Below are 19,547 nucleotides of genomic sequence, written 5' to 3' on the forward strand. Positions count from 1 at the left end.
AGACGACTAAGGGTGTCTTCAACAAAAAACACGGAGAGACCATCATGAATGCTCAGACACAAATCCATAACCTGATCGAGAACTATCGCCAGGCGGTCATCGCCAAGGACGTGGAAAAGGTCATGGCCCTGTATGCCGACGACATCGTCTCCTTCGACGCGGTCAAAGCCCTGCAATTCAAGGGCAAGGCGGCCTACCGTGCGCATTGGCAGGAATGCATGGAGATGTGCCCTGGCCCGCACATTTTCGAGTTCCACGAGATCGACATCGTGCCGTCGCAGGAGATCGCTTTCGCTCACTGGCTGGCGCATTGCGGCGGCACCAATGAGAAGGGTGAAACCCAAGCCTGCTGGATGCGCGTCACCGCGTGCTACCGCCAGGAAGCGGGGCTCTGGCAGATCGTCCACGAACACTGGTCGGCACCGTTCGACATGACGAGCGGCGCGGCGCTGTTCAATCTGGAACCCTGATGGTCGGGCTATTTATCGGAAAACAACGCCAAAGCGCCCATCTGCAGCCATAGTTGATCAGTTCGATCAGGGCAGAGCTCCAAGAGATGGAGAGCCCCAAAGAATGGAGAGTCCTCATGAAGTATTTATGCCTGGTCTACAGTAACGAGCACGAGTTGCACTCGCTGCCCGAAAGCCCCCACGACGCCGAGTGCATGGCCTACAGCGAGTCTATCCAGGACAGCGGCCGGATGATCGCCGCCGAAGCGCTGGAGTCGGTACAGACCGCGACCACCGTGCGCATGCGCAACGGAAAAATGTCGGTCACCGATGGCCCGTTCGCTGAAACCAAGGAGCAGTTGGCCGGCTTCTACCTGATCGATGCCAAGGACCTCAATGAAGCCATCCAGGTCGCCGGCAACATTCCTGCGGCCCGGGTCGGCTGCGTCGAGGTGCGGCCCGTTCGCCAGTTGAATCCCTGAATAACAATCACAACAGGAGTTCTTTCATGAGTCCGCAATCCGTCCAGCGAAAACCGGCCGAATTCGAGCTGTCCATCAGTCGCCTGATCGATGCGCCGCGCCGCAAAATCTTCCGCGCCTGGACTGAGCCCGCGTTGCTCGCCCAATGGTGGGGGCCTCACGGCATGACCACGCCCGAGTGCGAAATGGACCTGTGGGTGGGCGGTCAGTTTCGCACCCTGATGCGGGCGCCGGATGGCTCCGAGTACCCGACCATGGGCGTGTTTCTGGAGATCGTCGCCCCGGAGCGCCTGGTGTTCACCGACGCTTTTCTTCCCGGCTGGATTCCCTCCGGCAAGCCGTTCATGACCGCCGAAGTGACGCTCGAAGACCGCGACGGAAAAACCCTCTACACCGCTCGCGCCATGCACTGGAGCGAAGAAGATCGTCAGGCGCACGAGGCCATGGGGTTTCATGACGGTTGGGGGCAAAGCCTCGATCGGCTGGAGACGCTGGTGACTGAAGGCATGCCGGACTGATGCCTGGCGAGTCGGTACGGGCGCGAGTCGAGCAGGTCTACCGCGAAGACTCGCGGCGGATTCTGGCGACCCTGATCCGTCTGCTCGGCGATTTCGACCTCGCCGAAGAAGCGCTGCACGAGGCGTTCTTCGTCGCGGTCGAGCGCTGGCAGCGTGACGGTGTGCCGGACAATCCGCGTACATGGCTGGTGTCCACCGGGCGCTTCAAGGCTATTGATGTGTTGCGCCGGCGTGCGCGTTTTAACGCGTCCCGGCCGATGTTGATCGCTCAACTGGAAGAGCTGGAGCAGGCTGACTGGAGTGATGAAGATGTGGAAGACGATCGCCTGCGACTGATTTTCACCTGTTGCCACCCGGCACTCGCGGCGGACGCTCAAGTGCCGCTGACCCTGCGTGAAGTCTGCGACCTGACCACTGAAGAAATCGCCCGGGCCTTTCTCGCGGCGCCGGCCACTATCGCCCAGCGGATCGTGCGGGCCAAGGCCAAGATTCGTGACGCGAAAATCCCTTATCAGGTGCCCACCCTGACGGAACTGCCCGAACGTCTCGACAGCGTGCTGCGGGTGATTTACCTGGTGTTCAACGAAGGTTACTCGGCGTCTATCGGCAACGAATTGACCCGCGAAGACCTGACGCGCGAAGCGATTCGTCTCGGTCGGTTGTTGATGGAATTGCTACCTGAACCTGAGGTGATGGGGCTGTTGGCGCTGATGCTGTTGCATGAGTCCCGGCGCCCGGCCAGGACTTCGCCCGACGGCGAACTGATCGTGCTGGACGAACAGGATCGCTCGTTGTGGGACGCCGAACTGATTGCCGAAGGCTGTGCACTGGTGGAGCAGGCGCTGACGACGCGGCGCTTCGGGCCTTATTGCCTGCAAGCGGCGATTGCGGCGGTGCATGCCGAAGCACCGACGGCGGCGGAGACGGACTGGCTGCAGATTGTCGGCCTGTATGACGTGCTGCTGCGGGCTGTGCCGTCACCGGTGATCGAGCTCAACCGTGCGGCGGCGCTGGCCAAGCGAGATGGTCCGTTGGCCGGGTTGACGTTGATCGAAGGGATTCTGGCGCGGGGAGAATTGCTGGATTACCACCTGGCGCACTCGGCGCGGGCAGAGTTTTACCGGCAGTTGGGAAGGGTGGATGAGGCCCGGGAGGCGTATGAGCGGGCTCTGGAATTGACACAGCAAGTGCCGGAGCGGCGGTTTATCGAGGGGCGGCTCAGGGCGTTGGAGTGATGTGATTTCACTGGCCTCATCGCGGGCAAGCCCGCTCCCACAGGATTGAGTCGATCACACCTTTGCGATTCGACTCAGTCCTGTGGGAGCGAGGCTTGCCCGCGATAAGGGCCGCAGGACCTTCACTCCAACATCTTGCTCAATAACCAACTCCCCGCCGGCCCCGGTGGGTGCAGCCGCGACCACAGCGCATCGACGCATACCGCTTTCGGCCAGCCGCGCACATTCAGCTCCACCAACGAACCTGCCCCGAACCGCCCCACCAACCACCGAGGCAACGGCGCCCAGCCGAACCCGCCCTGGGCCATTTCCAGCAGCATCAGGTAACTCGGTGCCGACCAGACACGCCCCTTCGCGCGGCTTTCATACGGATTGACGATCGTCGCCAGACGCAACTCGCGGTGCTGTTGCAGCACGTCCTGATCGATTCCCTTCAGCTTCGCCAACGGATGAGCGTGGGACACGAACAGGGCGATTTCCGTGCGCTCGTCCACCGTCGAACTGACCAGGTCTGGCGGGTAGCTGTCTTGCATCTCGGCGAAGGCGACATGCGCTCGGCCACGTTGCACCAGAGCCACCAGGTCATCGCATTCGGCGATCAGGCATTCAAGTTCCAGGTCGGGATAGCGCTGCTCGAAAGCACTGAGCGCCGCTTCAAAACGGTCGGACTGATAGGTGTCGGAAATCGCCACGGTCAGCTTCGGCTCGACGCCTTGGGACAGTTGGCTGGCGGTCATTTCCAGACGGCTGGTGGCGGCCAGAATCTCCTCGGCCCGTTGCAGCATGACGTGCCCGGCCGGGGTCAGGCTCGGCTTGCGGCTGCTGCGGTCGAAGAGGGCAAGGTTCAGGTCGATTTCCAGGCTGGCCACTGCCGCGCTGATGGTCGACTGACTGCGACCGAGCTTGCGCGCCGCGGCGGAAAACGAGCCTTGAGTCGCCGCCTGGACAAACGCCAGCAACACTTCGTGGGAAGCCATGAGCTATCGCCTTGATCGATGGTTATTGGTTATGAAGTATCGGCGTGATGACAGATCATGGCAACCACAGTCACTCAGGGAGTCTGGCCATGAACGCCAACAAATCCATCACTGAACGAATTTTCCAGGCCATCGGTTTTGAGCTGCTGGCGATATTGATCTGTACCCCGCTGCTGGCCTGGGTCATGGACAAACCGATGCTGGAAATGGGCGCGGTGACCATGGCCATTGCAGCCCTGGCCCTGGCCTGGAACGTGGTCTTCAACGGCCTGTTCGACCGGTTGCTCAAGCGCTTTGCCATTGTGCGTAACGCTTGGGTCCGCGTGGTGCATGCGCTGTTGTTCGAAGGCGGTCTGGTCGCGTTCGGCGTGCCATTGATTGCCTGGTGGTTGAAGGTCAGCCTGTGGCAGGCGTTCTTGCTGGACATCGGCGTACTGCTGTTTTTCCTGCCGTACACCTACGTTTATCACTGGGGTTATGACGTGGTGCGTGAGCGGCTGTTGGTGCGCAGGGCTTGCGAGGTTTAAAAAGCCAAGATCGGCTGGGCCAAGCCATCCAATCCACACCATGGCGCATCCTCTGTGGGAGCGGCGTGCGCCACGGGATTTGAGTCAAATCAGAACAGCTTGGTGAACAACCAATACAAACTGCCCGATAACACAATCGCCGCCGGCAAGGTCAGCACCCAGGCCATCAGCAGGTTGCGGATGGTCTTCATCTGCAAGCCGCCGCCATTGGCGACCATGGTCCCGGCCACGCCTGAAGACAACACGTGGGTGGTCGACACCGGCAGGCCGAACATGTCGGCGGCGCCGATGGTCAGCATCGCCACGGTTTCCGCCGAGGCGCCTTGGGCGTAAGTCAGGTGCGTCTTGCCGATTTTCTCGCCGACCGTCACCACAATACGTTTCCAGCCAACCATGGTGCCCAACCCCAGGGCGATGGCCACCGCGATCTTCACCCACAGCGGAATAAACCGTGTGGCGTTGTCGATCTGTTGCTTGAACAGTTGCAGCTTGCCAGTGGTGTCGGCGTCGAAGTTGCCAACCTTGTTCTTGTCCATCAGGCGAATGGTTTCGCTGGTCAGGTACATGTCGTTACGCACGTTGCCCATCGCTTCGGCCGGGACTTTCGACAGCGAGCCATACCCCTTCACTTCGTTACCGATGTGGCCCGCCAGCGCGGCGAGGGCGGGGATCAGTTGCGGCGTGGCTTCCTTGCTGCGCATGTAATCGGTCAGCACCGGGCGTGGATCGGCGGGCGCCGGCACCGGCGAGTTTTTCATCAGGGCTTGTTGGGTAACTTCCGCCACGGCGGCGAACTGCAAGGCCTGATCCGCTGGCATGGTGCGGTTCAACGCATACGCCATCGGCAGGGTACCGACCAGAATCAGCATGATCAGGCCCATGCCTTTCTGGCCGTCGTTGGAACCGTGAGCGAAGGACACACCGGTGCAGGTCAGAATCAACATGCCGCGAATCCACCACGGTGGCGGGGTGTCGCCCTTCGGCGCTTTGTACAACGCGCGATTTTTGACGAAGGCGCGCAACGCCAGCAGCAACAGCGCAGCAAACGCGAAACCGATCAGCGGCGACAGCAGCAACGCGTAACCTACTTTGGTTGCCTGGGCCCAATCCACGCCACTGGTGCCGTCACGGCCGTGCATCAGTGCATTGGCCACGCCGACCCCGATGATCGAGCCGATCAGGGTGTGCGACGAAGATGCCGGCAAACCCAACCACCAGGTACCGAGGTTCCACAGGATCGCAGCGATCAACAGGGCGAAGATCATCGCAAAACCGGCGGAGGAACCGACTTGCAGAATAAGTTCCACCGGTAACAGGGCGATGATGCCGAACGCCACCGCGCCGCTCGACAGCAACACCCCCAGAAAATTGAAGAACCCGGACCAGGCCACGGCGAAATTCGGCGGCAGGGAGTTGGTGTAAATCACCGTTGCCACAGCATTGGCAGTGTCGTGAAAACCGTTGACGAACTCAAAGCCCAAGGCAATCAACAGCGCGACGCCCAACAGCAGAAACGGCGTCCAGGTGGTGACCACCGTGCCGAGTTCGCTCATGTCGTGCATCAGGCTGTAGGCGGTGAACAACAGCCCGCTGCTCAGCACCGCAAAGAACAGCACAATGGTGAGCAGGCCAGGTTTTTTATCAAGTTGCGGCTTGGCACTGCGGGCGGGAGCTTGGGCAGCGGCGGTGAAGGAAGGCGTAGCCATGCCGGACAATCCTGAGCAGAGAAGGAGTGTCTCCCATGATCGTTGCTAAATATTACAAAGAGGCTGCGCTGGGTCAGTGTTTGGTTTTTTTTGCGGGGCTGGATGCTAATGCAGGCAAGCATCTGTGGCGAGGGAGCTTGCTCCCGTTCGGCTGCGAAGCAGTCGTCAAATAGGTAACCTGGTTCTATCTGACGAAACCGGGTTGCAGGATTTGGGGGTCGCTTCGCAACCCAGCGGGAGCAAGCTCCCTCGCCACAATGTATCGGTGAGGATTCAATAATCCTGGCGCTTGCGAAACGCCCAGCGTCCGGCAATCAGGGTAAACGTCGCGACCAGCGCCACCAGAATCCAGAACCCCTCCGGATCGCCAGAAAGCGGCACGCCGCCGACGTTCATGCCGAAGAAACCGGCGATGATGTTGATCGGCAGCGCCAGCACCGTGACCACGGTCAGGGTGAACAGCGTGCGGTTGCTTTGTTCGTTGAGGTTGGCGGCGATTTCTTCCTGCAACAGCTTGATCCGTTCACCGAGGGCCGTGAGGTCGTTGATGATCAGCGCAAACTCCTCGGTGGACTTGCGCAGTTCCTTGACGTCCTCTTTCTGCAACCACTGCGGCGGGCGATTGAGCAGGCGCAGCAACGAGCCCGGCTCCAGCGCCAGCAACCGTTGCAGGCGCACCAGCACCCGGCGGTTGGCACCCAGCTCAGCCCGGTTGGTCGACAGGCGCGACGACAGCAACTCATCTTCGATCTGATCGACACTGAGGCTGGTCCTGCGCACGATCTGTGTCAGCACTTCACCCTGATCGCGCAGCAAATGCACCAGCAACTCCAGCGGTGAGCGAAAGCATTCACCGGCCTTCACCGAAGAGCGCAGCTTGTCCACCGAGTGCAGCGGTTGCAGGCGCGCGCTGATGATCAGCCGACTGCGGGCACAGACCCACAGCGTCGAGACATCCGAGGAGACCATGCTGCTGAGGTTGAACACCACGTCGTTGACCACCGCCAGCAACGCCGAATCGACATGCTCGATGCGCGTCGAACGGGAGCCTTCGTGCAGCGCTTCGAAAAACTCGTCGGGCAATGCCAGATGGCTTTTCATCCAGCGCTCGCACGCGGCGTGGGCCAGGTTCAGGTGCAGCCAGACGAATTCATCACCGTCGTCCGGTTGTTGCAGGCAGCGCAACGCCTTGGCCGAATCGATTTCCTGACCGCGCTCGCCGGGGCGAAAACTGAAGCCGTAAAGCAGGCCGAACAGGTCGGAATCGCGATGGCGCTGGTCGATGCTGTGGTTCATGAGGTCTCGCTGTGAGGGGGACGCCTGTTGCAGGTTTCCCAGGTTCACTAGAGCCTCATCATCGCAAGCTATTCTGAAGTTTTTGTGACAGTTGAATGGCGCCGAAAAACCGCCCCTGCCAGTGGTCGGAAGAAACTCAAGAAAGGCTCTGGCCCGCCGATGAGGCTGGTGTCGATCTTCGATTCCGGTCATAAACCAGCGTCGCTGACAGGGATGTCCGGACACCTCGCACGTCTATAAGTCGTGCTTCAACCTCGTCATGAGATATCACTCGATGTTTTTGCAAAAGTCCCTGCGAGCACAAATTCTTGCCCTGTTGAGCGGCAGCCTGTTGGCGATGTTGCTGATCGCGTTGGCCTGCTTTCATTTTCTGTCCAATGGCGTTCAGAACTACGCGAACCTGATTGAAGGTCCGTTGCACACCTCGCAACTGATCGATGAAGCCAACCTGCAGTTCAAAGTGCAGGTTCAGGAGTGGAAAAACGTCCTGCTGCGCGGCAAGCAGCCAGCGGACCTGGACAAATACTGGAAGCAATTCGAGGACGGTCAGCGGAACGTGCAGGGCATCCTCGGTGAACTGGCCGGGCAGAAGGGCATCGAGCCGCAACTCAAGACCCGCATCGAACGCCTGCGTGAAGAGCATCGTGTATTAGGTGCGGCGTATCAGAAGGGCCGTGATGCCTACGTGGCGGCCGGTGCCGACCCAACGGCCGGCGACAACGCGGTCAAGGGCGTGGACCGTGCCGCCAGCGAACAGATGAATGAACTGGTCAGCGAACTGCGCAAGCAGAGTATCGAGCAATCGAAGTTGATCAGTGCCAGTGCCGATCAGACGGTGTTGTTGGGGCTTGTGGTGATGCTGGTATCGGGAGTGTTGATTGGCCTGTTGAGCCTGTGGCTGGTCAACCTCAACCTGGTGGAGCCGATCCGCAAACTGATCGACTATGTGGCACAACTCAGCCAGGGGCGCTTCGCCGAACGCGTGGCCAGCACCCGTCAGGACGAGTTGGGCAACCTGGCCAAAGCCGCCAACACCTTGCGCGATTTCCTGGCTGAAACCTTCAGCCGCTTGCAGCGCAGTGCGTCGGATCTGGACAGCGCCAGCGGCGAGCTGAATTCGATTGCCGGCCTCATGACCAGCGGTACCAACGAGCAATTCAACCGCACCGATCAGGTGGCCACGGCGATGAACGAAATGTCCGCCACCGCGCAAGAAGTCGCGCGTCACGCAGCCGATGCGGCACGTGCGGCCGATGATGCCGACCAGTCCGCCCAGCAGGGCGAAAAGGTCATGCAGGGCACTATTCACACCATCACCCAAATGCGCGGCGAAATTGCCAACACCGCCACGGTCATCCGTCGTCTGGAAGCCGACAGCGGACGCATCGGTAAAGTGCTGGAAGTGATTCGCGGTATCGCTGAGCAGACCAATCTGCTGGCGCTCAACGCCGCAATCGAAGCGGCCCGCGCCGGTGAAGCCGGGCGTGGTTTTGCGGTGGTCGCCGATGAAGTACGCAGCCTGGCCCAGCGCACGGCGGCATCGATCATCGAGATCAACCAGATCATTCAAACCGTGCAAACCGGCGCAGTGGACGCGGCTCAGGCTATCGAAAGCGGCCAGTCGCGCAGCGAAGAAAGTGTCGAACAAGTGACTCAGGCTGGCGCCATGCTCGAGCGCATCACCCATGCCGTGGAGGCCATTCGCGACATGAACCGCCAGATCGCCACCGCCGCCGAAGAACAGACCTCGGTGGCCGAAGACATCTCGCGCAACCTCACCGAAATCACCAGCATCGCCAGTACCAACCTGGACAACGTGCAGCGTACCGAAGCGGCCAGCCACAATCTGCATGGCTTGTCGAGGAGTTTGAATGAAGTGACGGCGCGGTTGAGCGCCTAGTGAAATGGGCTGTGTATCGGTTCAGATACCGAATCGGTACACAGTCACTCTCAAGTTCGTGCCGCGCCCGTCGATGACGGATTTACCCAAACGCCACATTGGATAAATCCCATGGTCAGCATCAGCTCCGTTTCGATCAACCAGACCCTGTCGACCTCTTCAAGCAAAGTCGCGATCAACGACAGCAGCGAAGACACCTCAGTCGCAGCGACTACTGAGGCGTCCAGCGACACCACCAAGGTTGCCGCTGGCGGTGCCCCCGCGTCGAGCGACGGCAGTTCCAGCAGCAGCGAATCCGATACGGTGAAAGAACTGCGCAAGCAGCTCGCCGAGCTGCAAAAGCAATTGCAGGAACAACAGCAACAACTGCAAGCGGCCCAGGCCAGGCAAGACAGCGCCGAAGCCAAAGCAGCGAACGTCGCGGCGGCTCAGTCGCAGGTTGCGGCTACTTCGGCTTCGATGCAGACGGTGACGGCGGCGTTGTTGCAGGCGTTGCAGGATGAGGGTGGCAGTACGTCGGGTTCGGTGGTCAGCACCACCGCTTAAGTCCGTGAGGGCAAGCTGAAGGTAAACGTCGTGCCCTGTTGCTCGGTCGATACCACCTCCAGTTTCCCGCCATGGGACTGCGCAATCTGACTGGCAATGTACAAACCCAACCCGAGGCCGGCCTGCGGTGTTGCGCCGACTGGTTTCGAGTAGGGCTGGAACAGGTGCGGCAGCGCATCTTCGGCAATCAGCCCCTGATTCTTCACACTCAACACAAAGTGTCCCTCCTTGAGCTGCGCACTGACCTCGATCGGGCAGTCGGGATCTCCGTGGACAACGGCGTTCGCCACCAGATTGGATAGCAATTGCGCGACCCGTTCGCGATCGCAATGGATGTTGCTCAGGTCGCCAATCGACGACTGAATGATGCGTTTAGGGTGAATGCTCTGGATCTCGGAAATCACATGCCGCAATGCATCCTCCAGGTCCGGGCACGGCCCGATGTTTACGGGGATGCCGCGGCCCAGTGAACCCCGCGCGAAGTCCAGCACATCGTCCACCAGTTTGGTCGCCCGTCGGGCGCTGGTGAGGATGTGCCGGGCTCGTTGCTCATTCGCCGGATCGGAAAGTTTGCGCAGGAGCATTTCGGCACCGGCGCTGATGGCGAACAAGGGGTTGCGCAGGTCATGGCCGAGCACGGCGATGAACTGTTCGCGCAGTTCGGCGGTTTGGCGTTCCTTGATCAGCGCCGCTTCGGTCCGTTGCAGGTTTTCGTCAGCTTCGATCTGCAGCGCGAGCATCCGGGCGAACGACTCCATGGTGCTCTGGATCGTGCTGGACTTGAGCGGTGCCGGATTGGGATCAAGGGCACAAATAGTGCCGAAAAAGCGCCCGTCGGTGCGCAATATCGGGACGGCGATGTAGCTTTCGAATGGATAGGCGCGGGGCGTGTGGTGATCACGATAGAGCGGATCTTCGCTGGCCTTGTCGATCACCACCGAGTGGTGGCCCTGGCGAATTTCGTTGCACAGGGTGCAGACCAGGTCCAGTTCATCGCCCACCTTCAAACCGAAATTCAGTCGATCGAGCACCGCGCAGACAGTCCAGGAATCTCCGGTAACACGGGCCACCGCCACGAACCGCAAACCGGTCAACTCACTGATCACCTGAAGAATCGCCGGCACCGCACTGATCCGGCTGATTGTGGCGATGTCTGCTGCCGCTGTTTGCCCCATATCCGTGGTTCTCTGCTTCAACATGCCAAATGGTTTTGAGGGATTCTAGCGGGCTTGCGCGAATTGTCGCGACTTCGTTCGTCGCTTCAGCGAACGGTCTGACGATGAGCGCAAAAAAGCCGCACGACCCGAAAGTCGTGCGGCTTTTTTGCAGTTGAATCACGTGTCTTGTTTGTTGCTCAGAACCTTGCCGGTAGTGGCATCGAAGTCCACGTCCCACTCGGTGCCGTCAGCCATGCGCAGTTCAACTTCATATTCGTAACCGTTGAAGTGGTTATCCAGGTCGGTGTCGGTGATCGTGGCACCCGGGTGCAACTTCAGGGCGGCCTGATTCATTTCTTCCAGTGATTTGATCTTGCCACTCTTGACCAACTCGGGGATCTGGTCGACACGAACGTCAGCCTGGGCCAGGCCAGCGGTGAGGGTCAGGGCAGCAGCGGTGAACAGGGCAGTTAAGGTTTTCATGAAGTTCTTTCCTGGGATGAGCTGTTTAAGTGGGGTCAGGTTAGCCAGCGCAACTTAATTCACCCTTAAAAACGTTTCGGGCTTCGATTGCGCCGTTTGTTCAATTCCGTCATCCCGACAATCTTTCATGCTGCGACCTCGATCAATGGAGGTGGTGATGAAATACATCTTTGCGCGGATCTATGCGCCAGTGTTCTGGGGCGGATTTATTGGGGCCAGTCTTTGGTTAACGGGAGTTGCCGGGTTCAGGGTGGGGTGGCTGTTGCCGCTGTTTCTCGCAGCCCTGGCCCTGTCGTTTCTGGCCGAATGGGCTTTACCCTATGAGGTGTGCTGGAATCGCTCGGCGGGTGATCGCGCACGTGACATCGTTCACGGGTTGGTCAACGAGGCGTTGAATGCCCTCGGTTTGCTGGCGTTACCGGGCCTGGTGGCGCTGCTGTCGTTCGACGGTGCATGGCCAAGGGGGTGGCCGCTGTGGATGCAACTGGCGCTGGCGGTTTTCATTGCCGACGCCGGTCTCAGCCTGATGCACTACGCCAGTCACCGCGTGCAATGGTTGTGGCGTCTGCATGCGGTGCATCACAGTGTTCAACGGCTATACGGTTTCAATGGCTTGATGAAACATCCGTTGCATCAACTGCTGGAAGCCTCTGCGGGGCTGTTGCCATTGTTGCTGCTGGGCATCCCGCTGGACGTAGCGGCACTGCTGGTATTCGCCATCGCCATCCAATTGCTGCTGCAACACTCCAATGTCGATATGCAGCTGGGGTACTTGCGCTGGATATTCGCCTGGGCGCCGGTGCATCGCTTTCATCACATGAAATATGGACGGGCCGGCGACGTGAATTTCGCCTTGTTCTTCAACCTGTGGGACTGGCTTCTGGGGACCGGGTTTTACACGGCGGATTATGAAATCCGTCAGGGCGACCTGGGCATCGGCAACCGACCAGACTTCCCTCGGGACTACGTAGCGCAACTGCTGGACCCGTTCGGGTCGGTGTCGTTGAGCAAAGAACCCGCGGTACCTGAGCCGTTGCGGCGCTGAATCAAACCAGTAGACGCAGATCGATGTGTTGCAACGTTTGGCGAGCGGTCACGCCGAAGAGCTTTTTCAGACTCCGGGAGAAGTGCGCAGAATCGGCAAACCCGGCCTCGTGCGCCGCCTCAGTCACCGGGCTGCCGGCCAGGATCAGCACCATCGACAGCCGCAGTCGCCGCCATAGCACCAGCCGGCGCACAGGCAGGCCGAGGTGGCTGGCGAACAGCCGTTGCAATTGACTCAAGGACAGGTGCGCCTCGGCGGCCAATGCGCTTGCCGGCACCTTGGTCGTCAGCAACCCGTCGAGGGTGGACAAGGCGCGCTCGATCCGAGGATCGCCAAGGGATCGGCGTGGACAATGGAGAACGGCGTGGTTGAGGCTTTCCAGGGACAATGCGGCCTTGAAGACGACGTTGTTCATCGCCTGGGTGTCGAACATCAGTGGCTCTGCATAGACCGTGAACACCGCATCCGGCGCCTCGACAATGGAGTGGCAGATTTGAGAGGGGATGAACAGGCGATGGGCCGTTTGGTTCACGCCGTCGAGACTGACGGTAACCGGTCGATCAGGAGCCAGGATCAGTTGATGGGCGTAATGGGCATGGGGCGCAGTGCGCCCCAGCTTTCCGTGGATCAGACCATAGTCACGCCCTAACCACAGGTGGCCTGTCCACTCGGTGTTTTGCGTCACTCAGTAACCGTTGTTCTGCAACAACTGCGCAACGCTCGCCGCCGCCGGACGCTTATAGAACTTCAGCAGTTCGCTGGCGCGGTTGGTGAAGATGCCATCGACCCCGGCATCCGCCACTTTCTGATAATCCACCGCATCGTCGATGGTGTAGACGTGTACCAGCAGGCCCTGATCGTGGGTGAACTGGTTCATCCAGGGTTTCACCAGGTCCGAATAGCTCTGATCGCCACCCTTGGTCAACGCAGCCGAAGGGCCGGTGCCGATAGCGCCCTGAGCCTTGGCGTACTCGACCCATTGCTGGAATTCAGCTTTGTCTTTTGGCTCCTGTTTGGCGTAGTAGGTCGCTTTGTCCTTGTCACCGGACTCGGCGAACGTCACTTTGGATTTCGGCTCGATGCTGCCTTCGCCCACCCACAGCAGCAGGATTTTCGGCACTTGCGGCATTTCCTTCTCAAGCAGTTCGAGGCTGCTCTTCTCGAAGGTTTGCAGCACCACTTTGCCTTTGCCCTGGCCGACCGCCAGTTCGCTCTTCGCCAGTTTCGAACCGACCGGGCTCAGCCAGCCGCGATCCTGGAGTTTCTCCTTGAGGTCGCGCTCGATGCCGGGAAACTGCTTCGGCTCTTTGGTCTCGATATACAGGCCCGGCTTGTGCAGCGGGTTGCCTTGGGCGATATCGATGATTTCATCCAGGGTCAGGATCTTCAGACCCGCGTAGCCCGGACGCGCGCGATCCGGGTAAGCGCTGTTGAACCAGCTGCCGGCATCCAGGGTTTTGAGTTCGGCGATAGTGAATTCGTTGGCCAGGCTGTCCTTGCGCTCAGGGAATTTGGTGGCGACGTCGGTGGTGCGTTGCAGGTTGTTGTCGTGCAGGGCGAACAGCACGCCATCCTTGCTGCGTTGCAGGTCCATTTCCAGGTAGTCGGCACCCAGATCGCGAGCCAGTGTGTAGGCTGCGGCGGTGGATTCCGGAGCGTCGAAAGACGCGCCGCGGTGGGCGATTACCGCCGGGTGCGGAATGCCCAGACGGGTCGCCAGTGCGGTGGGGCTTGGCTCGCTGGCGGCCTGTGCCTGGCCGAGTCCGAGCATCAGGCTCAGCAGCAGGGCGCTTTTGGTGAAGGTGGCAGGCATGGTCGAAGTCCTTTTGCGATAGATTTCAAAGACGTCTCTTTTAACAACTGAACGCCGCTTGCGCTATCGCAAGACCGACATAAACGTGTTTAAAGCGGATTTTTTCAGCGCTTTTGTGCGGTTCTTTGCAGTACGCTTGGCCGAGGCATTTCCCCGGCAGAGGGAAACCTGTTCGCTTGCCCTGCGTGTAAACCATCAATCACCGGTCCTTTGACCTTTTGTGAGGTTTATCATGCGCATCACTTCCCTGCTCATTTGCCAGGCTGCTGACCAACTCAAAGGCTTCGTCGGCCTCAATCGCAAGACCGGTCAGTACATCGTTCGTTTCAGCGAAGACTCGTTCGGCATGGACGTGGCCGACGATGGCATCATCCCCAGCAGTGAATTTGTCTGGGCATCCGGCCCCGAGCAGACCATGACGCTCAAGCGCGAGCTGATCCAGTTGTTGCTGGACCAGAACATCGACGACCGGATCAACATCACCGAACCGTTGCGGGTGTACATGAACCGGCAGGAAGTGCCGCAGATTACGGCGGTGCGGAGTTTGGTGCGGGGGTGAATATTGCGATGACTTGGCTGGCCCTATCGCGAGCAGGCTCGCTCCCACATTGGTTTTGTGATCGACACCTAATCAATTTGGGAGCGAGCCTGCTCGCGATGGCGGCCTAAAGCACGCCGCAATTATTACTGCTCAAACAGATACGCCCGCTGGACATGATTTCTACCTCGCACAAGCCTCGATCAACGCGCGAACCAACGGCGGCAGATAGCCCTTGAGCGCGGCGCGTTCCGGTTGGAACAACGTTGCGACGAAGAACGGATGATCTTTTAACTCCACCGCCCGCAGATCCCCCATCGAATCGTGGCCAACCGCGTGCAACTGTTGTTTCAGTAGCGCCCGTTCAAACTCAGGATTCACACCATAACGGCAGTGATATCCCTCGCGAATTTCAGCGTTTTCGTACGCCTTGGCGATCAACGAGCCTTCAACCAAATGAATGCTGTCGACGGCTTCCACCAGCGAACAGGTCAGCGGCGTGAGTAACGCCCGCGTCGCATCGGGCGATGTCTCTCCGTGTTCGGCATCTTCCCAGCCCAGAACGTTACGGGCGAATTCGAGTACCGCGTGCTGAAAACCGCCGCAAGTGCCGAGGAAAGGTCGCAGCTGCTCGCGGGCAAAACGGATCGCCCGTAACGCACCGTCCATGTCGCGATAAGGGCTGGCGGGCACGCACCAGAAACCATCGAAATCATCCAGTGGCGTATCGGCGTTGATGGTGTCGGTGGCCAACCATTGAAACTGTATGTCCTTGCCTGAGTGTTTGGCGGCCATGCCGAGGGCGACGGGAATGGCTTGGTGGGCGGTGACCTGTGGGTCGTAATCGCCGATCAGGGCGATGCGGATGGCGTTGGTTTCCATGAGTGATCTCGACGCTTGTTGATTCCTGGCACCCACTATAGATTGGCGTTCACGCAATCAATATTGGCGTTACCCCAAGTGATCAATGCACCGACGCACTATCGACTGGACTACCCAGACCTGTCCCTGATCCTCGCCCTGGTGCGCGGCGGCTCTCTGGCCCGGGCGTCGGCGTTGTTGAAAGTCGATGTCTCGACGGTGTTTCGCGCCGTCCGCCGACTGGAAGCCGCGTTGGGCCAGCAATTGTTCGAAAAGAGCCGTACCGGTTACCTGCCGACCACGCTGGCGCAGAGCCTGGCCGAGCAGGCTGAGCGCGCCGAACAAGCGCTGGAGGCGGCGCGCATTGGCGTGGAGCAGGGCGGTGAAGTCATCAGCGGCACCGTGCGCCTGACCTGCACCGATTCGGTCCTGCAAAGTTTGTTGTTGCCGGCGCTGGCGCAGTTCATGCCGTCTTACCCGGCGCTCACCATTGAACTCTGCACCTCCAACGACTTCGCCAACCTCAGCCGTCGCGATGCCGACATCGCCTTGCGGCTGACCCGCACACCGCCCGAGCATTTGGTGGGCCGGCGGCTGGCGGATATTTCCTACCGGGTCTGTGCCAGCGCGGCCTATCTGCAATCGGTTGATTCCCACGACCTGGCTGCATTGACCTGGATCGCTCCGGACGACTTCCTGCCCGATCACCCCACCGTCGCCTGGCGACGTCAACAATTGCCTGGCGTGACACCGAGCTATCGCTGCAACAGCATGTTGTCGGTGACCGAGTTGGTACGGGCCGGGCTCGGCGTCGCGGCGTTGCCGGACTTCCTCATCGGTGACGGATTGCAACCGTTGACCGAGCCCTTGCACGGTTACGACACCGCACTGTGGTTGCTCACTCGCCCAGACTGCCGCGCATTGCGCTCGGTGGTGACGTTGTTCGATGAGTTGGGGCGGGCGCTGAAGTTGCCTTGAGTCGGATCACGCCTTCGGCGGCTCTTTGCCTACGAAGTGCTGATGCATTTGCGACGTCAGGCTTTCGATGCGCTCGGTCAGGGTCTTGGTGATTTCGGTGAGCCGGGTGTTTTGCTCCAGCAGCTCCATCAGTTGCGCGGTGTTCCGCGCAGCTTGGGCCTGACGTTCGCTGTTGGCCACGGCCAAGGCTTCACGATGTCGCGCATCGGCGTCTGATTGGGCTTTGTCCCGCGCCGCTTGACGCGTCTGGGCCAGCAAAATCAGCGGCGCGGCATAGGCTGCTTGCAGGCTGAACGCCAGGTTGAGCAGGATGAACGGGTACACATCGAAATCGGTCACGCCGGACAGGTTCAGGCAAATCCAGACCACCACAATCAGGGTCTGGGCGCCGAGAAAAGTCGGCGTGCCGAAGAATCGCGCAAAGGCCTCGGCGCGAAGGGCAAAACGGTCGGTACCGAAAGTAGGTGCCAGGTGAGCGTGAGGGCGATGGAAGCGCAGGTGATCGACGGGGCCGGTGAGTTCGGTTTCGGTTTCGCGGGTCGGGGTGCTCATGGTGCTCTCTGCATGGCGCTGGGACTGAGGCTCACTATAGCTCCAGCGCCAGTTTCATTCTGAAACACATTTCGGTGTTTCTACTCAGCGCGACCGGTCAGCGATAACGCGGCGGACATTGTCATTTTTTACAGCTCGATTCAGAGCTCATAACAGGCCAGGAACATGTCCAGCGCCGACTCCACAACGGTGTGCTGCATCTCGGGCGACAAGCCTGGCTGGCCCATGGAGATCTGTGGCCAGAACGCAAACGACTTGAGCAATCCCTGGACCTGTTGCGCGGCGAAGTCGGGTGCGACCGGTTTCAACAGGCCATCGGCCTGGGCAGCGCGAATCCACACGGTCAGGCCTTCCTCGCGTTCACTCATTCGGGCGACCATGTTTTGCGCACGCTCGGGAGAATGGATGGTGGCGGCTATCGCCACCCGCGCCAGGTCGAGAAAATTGTCATCGGCCAGCATCTGCAGTTTCGCCTGCAACATCAGGCGCAACTGATCGCGCAGGGGCGAGTCAGGGCGGTAGGCCGCTTCCTGTTCAGCCGTTACCCGCGCCCACAATTGATTGAGGATTTCGGCAAACAACTCTTCCTTGCTCGGGAAGTGGTTGTACACGGTGCGCTTTGACACGCCAGCGGTGGCGGCGATCTTGTCCATGCTGGTGATGTCGAAACCGTTGGCACGGAATTCGGCAATCGCCGCCTGGATGATGGCTTCGCGTTTACGGTCAGTGAGGCGCGGTAGGGCTGTCATAAATACGCTTAGGTAGAAAAAAGTGGAGAAATACACTTGGTAGTTTACTTGTGATCGGCTTTGATGCAACCTTGAAACTACACTGTGCAGTGTAATGTTTTGTTAATCCTGCGCAGCGCAAAAAGAATCTCCGGCTGATGCGTGCGTGCCTTGGCCATTTATCGTCCCAAGTGGAAAATCGTCAAGCGTGCGGTTTTTCTGGAGTCATTCAGTCATGGCCACTTCAACTTCTCCAGCGGATAACGCCTCAACGCCTGAAGCGTCTCTACAGGCTCAAGGGCAGTACCGAAACCATGTGCCGGTGCAGCGCGAAGGCTTTCGCAAAACATTACGCATCCTGTGGAACTTCATCTTCCACAAACCGCGCGACACTCGTCCGTCCGCACCCGTCCCAGTGCAAACCCTGACCCAGGCTGCGTTGATCGCCGCGCCCAACCACAGCGTCTATCGCCTCGGCCATTCCACGGTTCTGCTGAAACTGCGAGACAAATTCTGGATCACCGACCCGGTCTTCGCCGAGCGCGCCTCACCGGTGCAATGGGCCGGCCCTAAGCGTTTCCACCAACCGCCGATCAGCCTCGAAGATTTGCCGCCGATTGAAGCGGTGATCCTGTCCCACGATCACTACGACCACCTCGATTATCAGGCCGTCCTCAAGCTGGCGGACAAGACCCGATATTTCCTCACACCGCTGGGTGTGGGCGACACCCTGATCAAATGGGGTATCGATGCCAGCAAAGTGCGCCAACTGGATTGGTGGCAGGGCACCGAGGTCGATGGCGTTCAATTTGTCGCCACACCTTCGCAGCACTTTTCAGGTCGTGGGCTGTTCGACGGCAACAGCACCCTTTGGGCGTCGTGGGTGATGATCGACGGTGACACGCGGATCTTCTTCAGTGGCGACAGCGGCTACTTCGACGGCTTCAAACGCATCGGCGAACAGTACGGCCCATTCGACCTCACGCTCATGGAAACCGGCGCTTACAACGTCGAGTGGCCGCACGTTCACATGCAGCCCGAGCAAACCCTGCAAGCGCACATTGACCTTAAAGGGCGCTGGTTACTGCCGATCCACAACGGCACCTTCGACCTGTCAATGCACGCCTGGTACGAACCCTTCGACCGCATTTTAGCGTTGGCCTGGGAGCGGAACGTGTCGATCACCACGCCGCAAATGGGCGAAGCGTTCAATGTGATGGATGCGCAGCAGGGTCGCGCATGGTGGCTAGGGTTGGAAGATGCAAGCGATCAGGTGGCGCCTCAGAACGCTTGATGTTGTGCTGCCAGGCCGCTTGCTATGGAAGCGGCCCGTGCTGACCCCTCACTCAACCATCGCATAATCCGCCCGCCCCACCGGATCCGGCGTCGGCCCTCTCACGTTCATCCCTCTGCCCGGCGCAAACCCCGGGAAGAACACCAGACCTTGCGACTCAAACCGATACGCCAACGCCAGCCGGGTGACATCCAGCACATCGCGTTCAGCCTCGAAACGTTGAATCGCGTCAACGGAAACGCCGGATTCCCCGGATAACTCTTCAACACTCCAGCCCAGCATCGCTCGGGCCTGGGCGCAGTGGGCGGGGGTGAACTGGAAGAGGGCGATACGTTCCAGGGTGATTTTCATCGCAAGAGTGGCCATGGTGTTCTCCGGGCTCGAGAGTGCTGATTCAAAATGTACTGTGTTTTTGTACAGTTGTTTTGAGCCCGGATCAACCTCATTTTTTTGATTGATTCT

At 59.7% G+C, this 19,547-nt stretch carries 23 protein-coding genes; 12 read left to right on the forward strand and 11 right to left on the reverse strand.

What is annotated here, in order from left to right:
- The first annotated feature begins 44 nt into the window (after nucleotides 1-44).
- From ACZ3HH_RS17340 to ACZ3HH_RS17355, 4 genes are all read left to right on the forward strand, one after another.
- Complete coding sequence (locus ACZ3HH_RS17340) at nucleotides 45-470, forward strand: YybH family protein (RefSeq protein WP_007898742.1); 426 nt, start codon at nucleotides 45-47, stop codon at nucleotides 468-470.
- Nucleotides 471-586: 116 nt separating this feature from the next.
- The gene (locus tag ACZ3HH_RS17345; RefSeq protein WP_465806194.1) at nucleotides 587-931 is read left to right on the forward strand and encodes a YciI family protein; all 345 of its coding nucleotides are present in this window, start codon (nucleotides 587-589) and stop codon (nucleotides 929-931) included.
- 26 nt (nucleotides 932-957) lie between these two features.
- Entirely contained in the window at nucleotides 958-1,449 is a 492-nt protein-coding gene (locus ACZ3HH_RS17350; RefSeq protein ID WP_465806196.1) for an SRPBCC family protein, read from the forward strand.
- The gene (locus tag ACZ3HH_RS17355) at nucleotides 1,449-2,684 is read left to right on the forward strand and encodes an RNA polymerase sigma factor (RefSeq protein WP_465806198.1); all 1,236 of its coding nucleotides are present in this window, start codon (nucleotides 1,449-1,451) and stop codon (nucleotides 2,682-2,684) included. Before ACZ3HH_RS17350 ends, ACZ3HH_RS17355 begins: the two co-directional genes overlap by 1 nt.
- A 122-nt stretch (nucleotides 2,685-2,806) precedes the next feature.
- Here the strand turns inward: ACZ3HH_RS17355 and ACZ3HH_RS17360 are convergent, their stop codons facing one another.
- The gene (locus tag ACZ3HH_RS17360) at nucleotides 2,807-3,661 is read right to left on the reverse strand and encodes a LysR family transcriptional regulator (protein ID WP_465806200.1); all 855 of its coding nucleotides are present in this window, start codon (nucleotides 3,659-3,661) and stop codon (nucleotides 2,807-2,809) included.
- An 89-nt stretch (nucleotides 3,662-3,750) separates the two neighbouring features.
- Between ACZ3HH_RS17360 and ACZ3HH_RS17365 the strand changes: the two genes are divergently transcribed.
- A complete protein-coding gene (locus ACZ3HH_RS17365; protein ID WP_123360367.1) occupies nucleotides 3,751-4,188 on the forward strand; it encodes a multidrug/biocide efflux PACE transporter in 438 nt (145 codons plus the stop codon).
- Nucleotides 4,189-4,277: 89 nt separating this feature from the next.
- Here the strand turns inward: ACZ3HH_RS17365 and ACZ3HH_RS17370 are convergent, their stop codons facing one another.
- Nucleotides 4,278-5,894 (reverse strand): inorganic phosphate transporter, encoded by a 1,617-nt coding sequence (locus tag ACZ3HH_RS17370; RefSeq protein ID WP_465806204.1) that lies wholly within the window; start codon nucleotides 5,892-5,894, stop codon nucleotides 4,278-4,280.
- A 35-nt stretch (nucleotides 5,895-5,929) separates the two neighbouring features.
- Between ACZ3HH_RS17370 and ACZ3HH_RS17375 the strand changes: the two genes are divergently transcribed.
- Complete coding sequence (locus tag ACZ3HH_RS17375; RefSeq protein ID WP_465806206.1) at nucleotides 5,930-6,067, forward strand: hypothetical protein; 138 nt, start codon at nucleotides 5,930-5,932, stop codon at nucleotides 6,065-6,067.
- Nucleotides 6,068-6,167: 100 nt separating this feature from the next.
- Here ACZ3HH_RS17375 and ACZ3HH_RS17380 read toward each other — a convergent pair whose 3' ends face one another.
- Nucleotides 6,168-7,190 (reverse strand): transporter, encoded by a 1,023-nt coding sequence (locus ACZ3HH_RS17380; protein WP_465806208.1) that lies wholly within the window; start codon nucleotides 7,188-7,190, stop codon nucleotides 6,168-6,170.
- A gap of 274 nt (nucleotides 7,191-7,464) precedes the next feature.
- Here ACZ3HH_RS17380 and ACZ3HH_RS17385 point away from each other — a divergent pair, with 274 nt between their 5' ends.
- The gene (locus ACZ3HH_RS17385; RefSeq protein WP_465806210.1) at nucleotides 7,465-9,090 is read left to right on the forward strand and encodes a methyl-accepting chemotaxis protein; all 1,626 of its coding nucleotides are present in this window, start codon (nucleotides 7,465-7,467) and stop codon (nucleotides 9,088-9,090) included.
- Between the two features lie 111 nt (nucleotides 9,091-9,201).
- Nucleotides 9,202-9,636: a hypothetical protein gene (locus ACZ3HH_RS17390; RefSeq protein ID WP_465806212.1), complete on the forward strand. Its 435-nt coding sequence runs from the start codon at nucleotides 9,202-9,204 to the stop codon at nucleotides 9,634-9,636.
- Here the strand turns inward: ACZ3HH_RS17390 and ACZ3HH_RS17395 are convergent.
- Complete coding sequence (locus ACZ3HH_RS17395; protein ID WP_465806521.1) at nucleotides 9,633-10,811, reverse strand: GAF domain-containing sensor histidine kinase; 1,179 nt, start codon at nucleotides 10,809-10,811, stop codon at nucleotides 9,633-9,635. The genes ACZ3HH_RS17390 and ACZ3HH_RS17395 overlap by 4 nt on opposite strands.
- Before the next feature lie 159 nt (nucleotides 10,812-10,970).
- On the reverse strand, nucleotides 10,971-11,276 hold the full coding sequence (locus ACZ3HH_RS17400; RefSeq protein WP_465806214.1) for a PepSY domain-containing protein: 306 nt from the start codon (nucleotides 11,274-11,276) through the stop codon (nucleotides 10,971-10,973).
- 157 nt (nucleotides 11,277-11,433) lie between these two features.
- Here ACZ3HH_RS17400 and ACZ3HH_RS17405 point away from each other — a divergent pair, with 157 nt between their 5' ends.
- On the forward strand, nucleotides 11,434-12,321 hold the full coding sequence (locus ACZ3HH_RS17405; protein WP_465806216.1) for a sterol desaturase family protein: 888 nt from the start codon (nucleotides 11,434-11,436) through the stop codon (nucleotides 12,319-12,321).
- Between the two features lies 1 nt (nucleotide 12,322).
- On the opposite strand, the gene ACZ3HH_RS17410 is transcribed toward ACZ3HH_RS17405, so the two are convergent.
- Nucleotides 12,323-13,006 carry a helix-turn-helix transcriptional regulator gene (locus ACZ3HH_RS17410; RefSeq protein ID WP_465806218.1) on the reverse strand — a complete coding sequence of 228 codons (684 nt, stop codon included), beginning with the start codon at nucleotides 13,004-13,006 and terminating at the stop codon, nucleotides 12,323-12,325.
- The gene (locus ACZ3HH_RS17415; protein WP_465806220.1) at nucleotides 13,007-14,134 is read right to left on the reverse strand and encodes a glycerophosphodiester phosphodiesterase; all 1,128 of its coding nucleotides are present in this window, start codon (nucleotides 14,132-14,134) and stop codon (nucleotides 13,007-13,009) included.
- Between the two features lie 232 nt (nucleotides 14,135-14,366).
- Here ACZ3HH_RS17415 and ACZ3HH_RS17420 point away from each other — a divergent pair, with 232 nt between their 5' ends.
- Nucleotides 14,367-14,693 carry a DUF2025 family protein gene (locus ACZ3HH_RS17420; RefSeq protein WP_465806222.1) on the forward strand — a complete coding sequence of 109 codons (327 nt, stop codon included), beginning with the start codon at nucleotides 14,367-14,369 and terminating at the stop codon, nucleotides 14,691-14,693.
- A gap of 162 nt (nucleotides 14,694-14,855) precedes the next feature.
- Here ACZ3HH_RS17420 and ACZ3HH_RS17425 read toward each other — a convergent pair whose 3' ends face one another.
- Nucleotides 14,856-15,554, reverse strand: coding sequence for a CTP synthase C-terminal region-related (seleno)protein (locus ACZ3HH_RS17425; protein WP_465806224.1), 699 nt, complete (start codon nucleotides 15,552-15,554; stop codon nucleotides 14,856-14,858).
- A 15-nt stretch (nucleotides 15,555-15,569) separates the two neighbouring features.
- Here ACZ3HH_RS17425 and ACZ3HH_RS17430 point away from each other — a divergent pair, with 15 nt between their 5' ends.
- Nucleotides 15,570-16,511 (forward strand): LysR family transcriptional regulator, encoded by a 942-nt coding sequence (locus tag ACZ3HH_RS17430; RefSeq protein WP_465806226.1) that lies wholly within the window; start codon nucleotides 15,570-15,572, stop codon nucleotides 16,509-16,511.
- A gap of 6 nt (nucleotides 16,512-16,517) precedes the next feature.
- On the opposite strand, the gene ACZ3HH_RS17435 is transcribed toward ACZ3HH_RS17430, so the two are convergent.
- Both ACZ3HH_RS17435 and ACZ3HH_RS17440 read right to left on the reverse strand, forming a co-directional pair.
- Nucleotides 16,518-17,063, reverse strand: a complete 546-nt coding sequence (locus ACZ3HH_RS17435; RefSeq protein WP_367374585.1) for a DUF1003 domain-containing protein — start codon at nucleotides 17,061-17,063, stop codon at nucleotides 16,518-16,520.
- A gap of 140 nt (nucleotides 17,064-17,203) precedes the next feature.
- The gene (locus ACZ3HH_RS17440; RefSeq protein WP_465806228.1) at nucleotides 17,204-17,812 is read right to left on the reverse strand and encodes a TetR/AcrR family transcriptional regulator; all 609 of its coding nucleotides are present in this window, start codon (nucleotides 17,810-17,812) and stop codon (nucleotides 17,204-17,206) included.
- 214 nt (nucleotides 17,813-18,026) lie between these two features.
- Between ACZ3HH_RS17440 and ACZ3HH_RS17445 the strand changes: the two genes are divergently transcribed.
- Nucleotides 18,027-19,085, forward strand: coding sequence for an MBL fold metallo-hydrolase (locus ACZ3HH_RS17445; RefSeq protein WP_465806230.1), 1,059 nt, complete (start codon nucleotides 18,027-18,029; stop codon nucleotides 19,083-19,085).
- A 48-nt stretch (nucleotides 19,086-19,133) separates the two neighbouring features.
- Here ACZ3HH_RS17445 and ACZ3HH_RS17450 read toward each other — a convergent pair whose 3' ends face one another.
- Nucleotides 19,134-19,451, reverse strand: coding sequence for a helix-turn-helix domain-containing protein (locus ACZ3HH_RS17450; RefSeq protein WP_465806232.1), 318 nt, complete (start codon nucleotides 19,449-19,451; stop codon nucleotides 19,134-19,136).
- Nucleotides 19,452-19,547 lie beyond the last annotated feature (96 nt).

Source organism: Pseudomonas sp. PME37.24/025 (assembly GCF_055556615.1).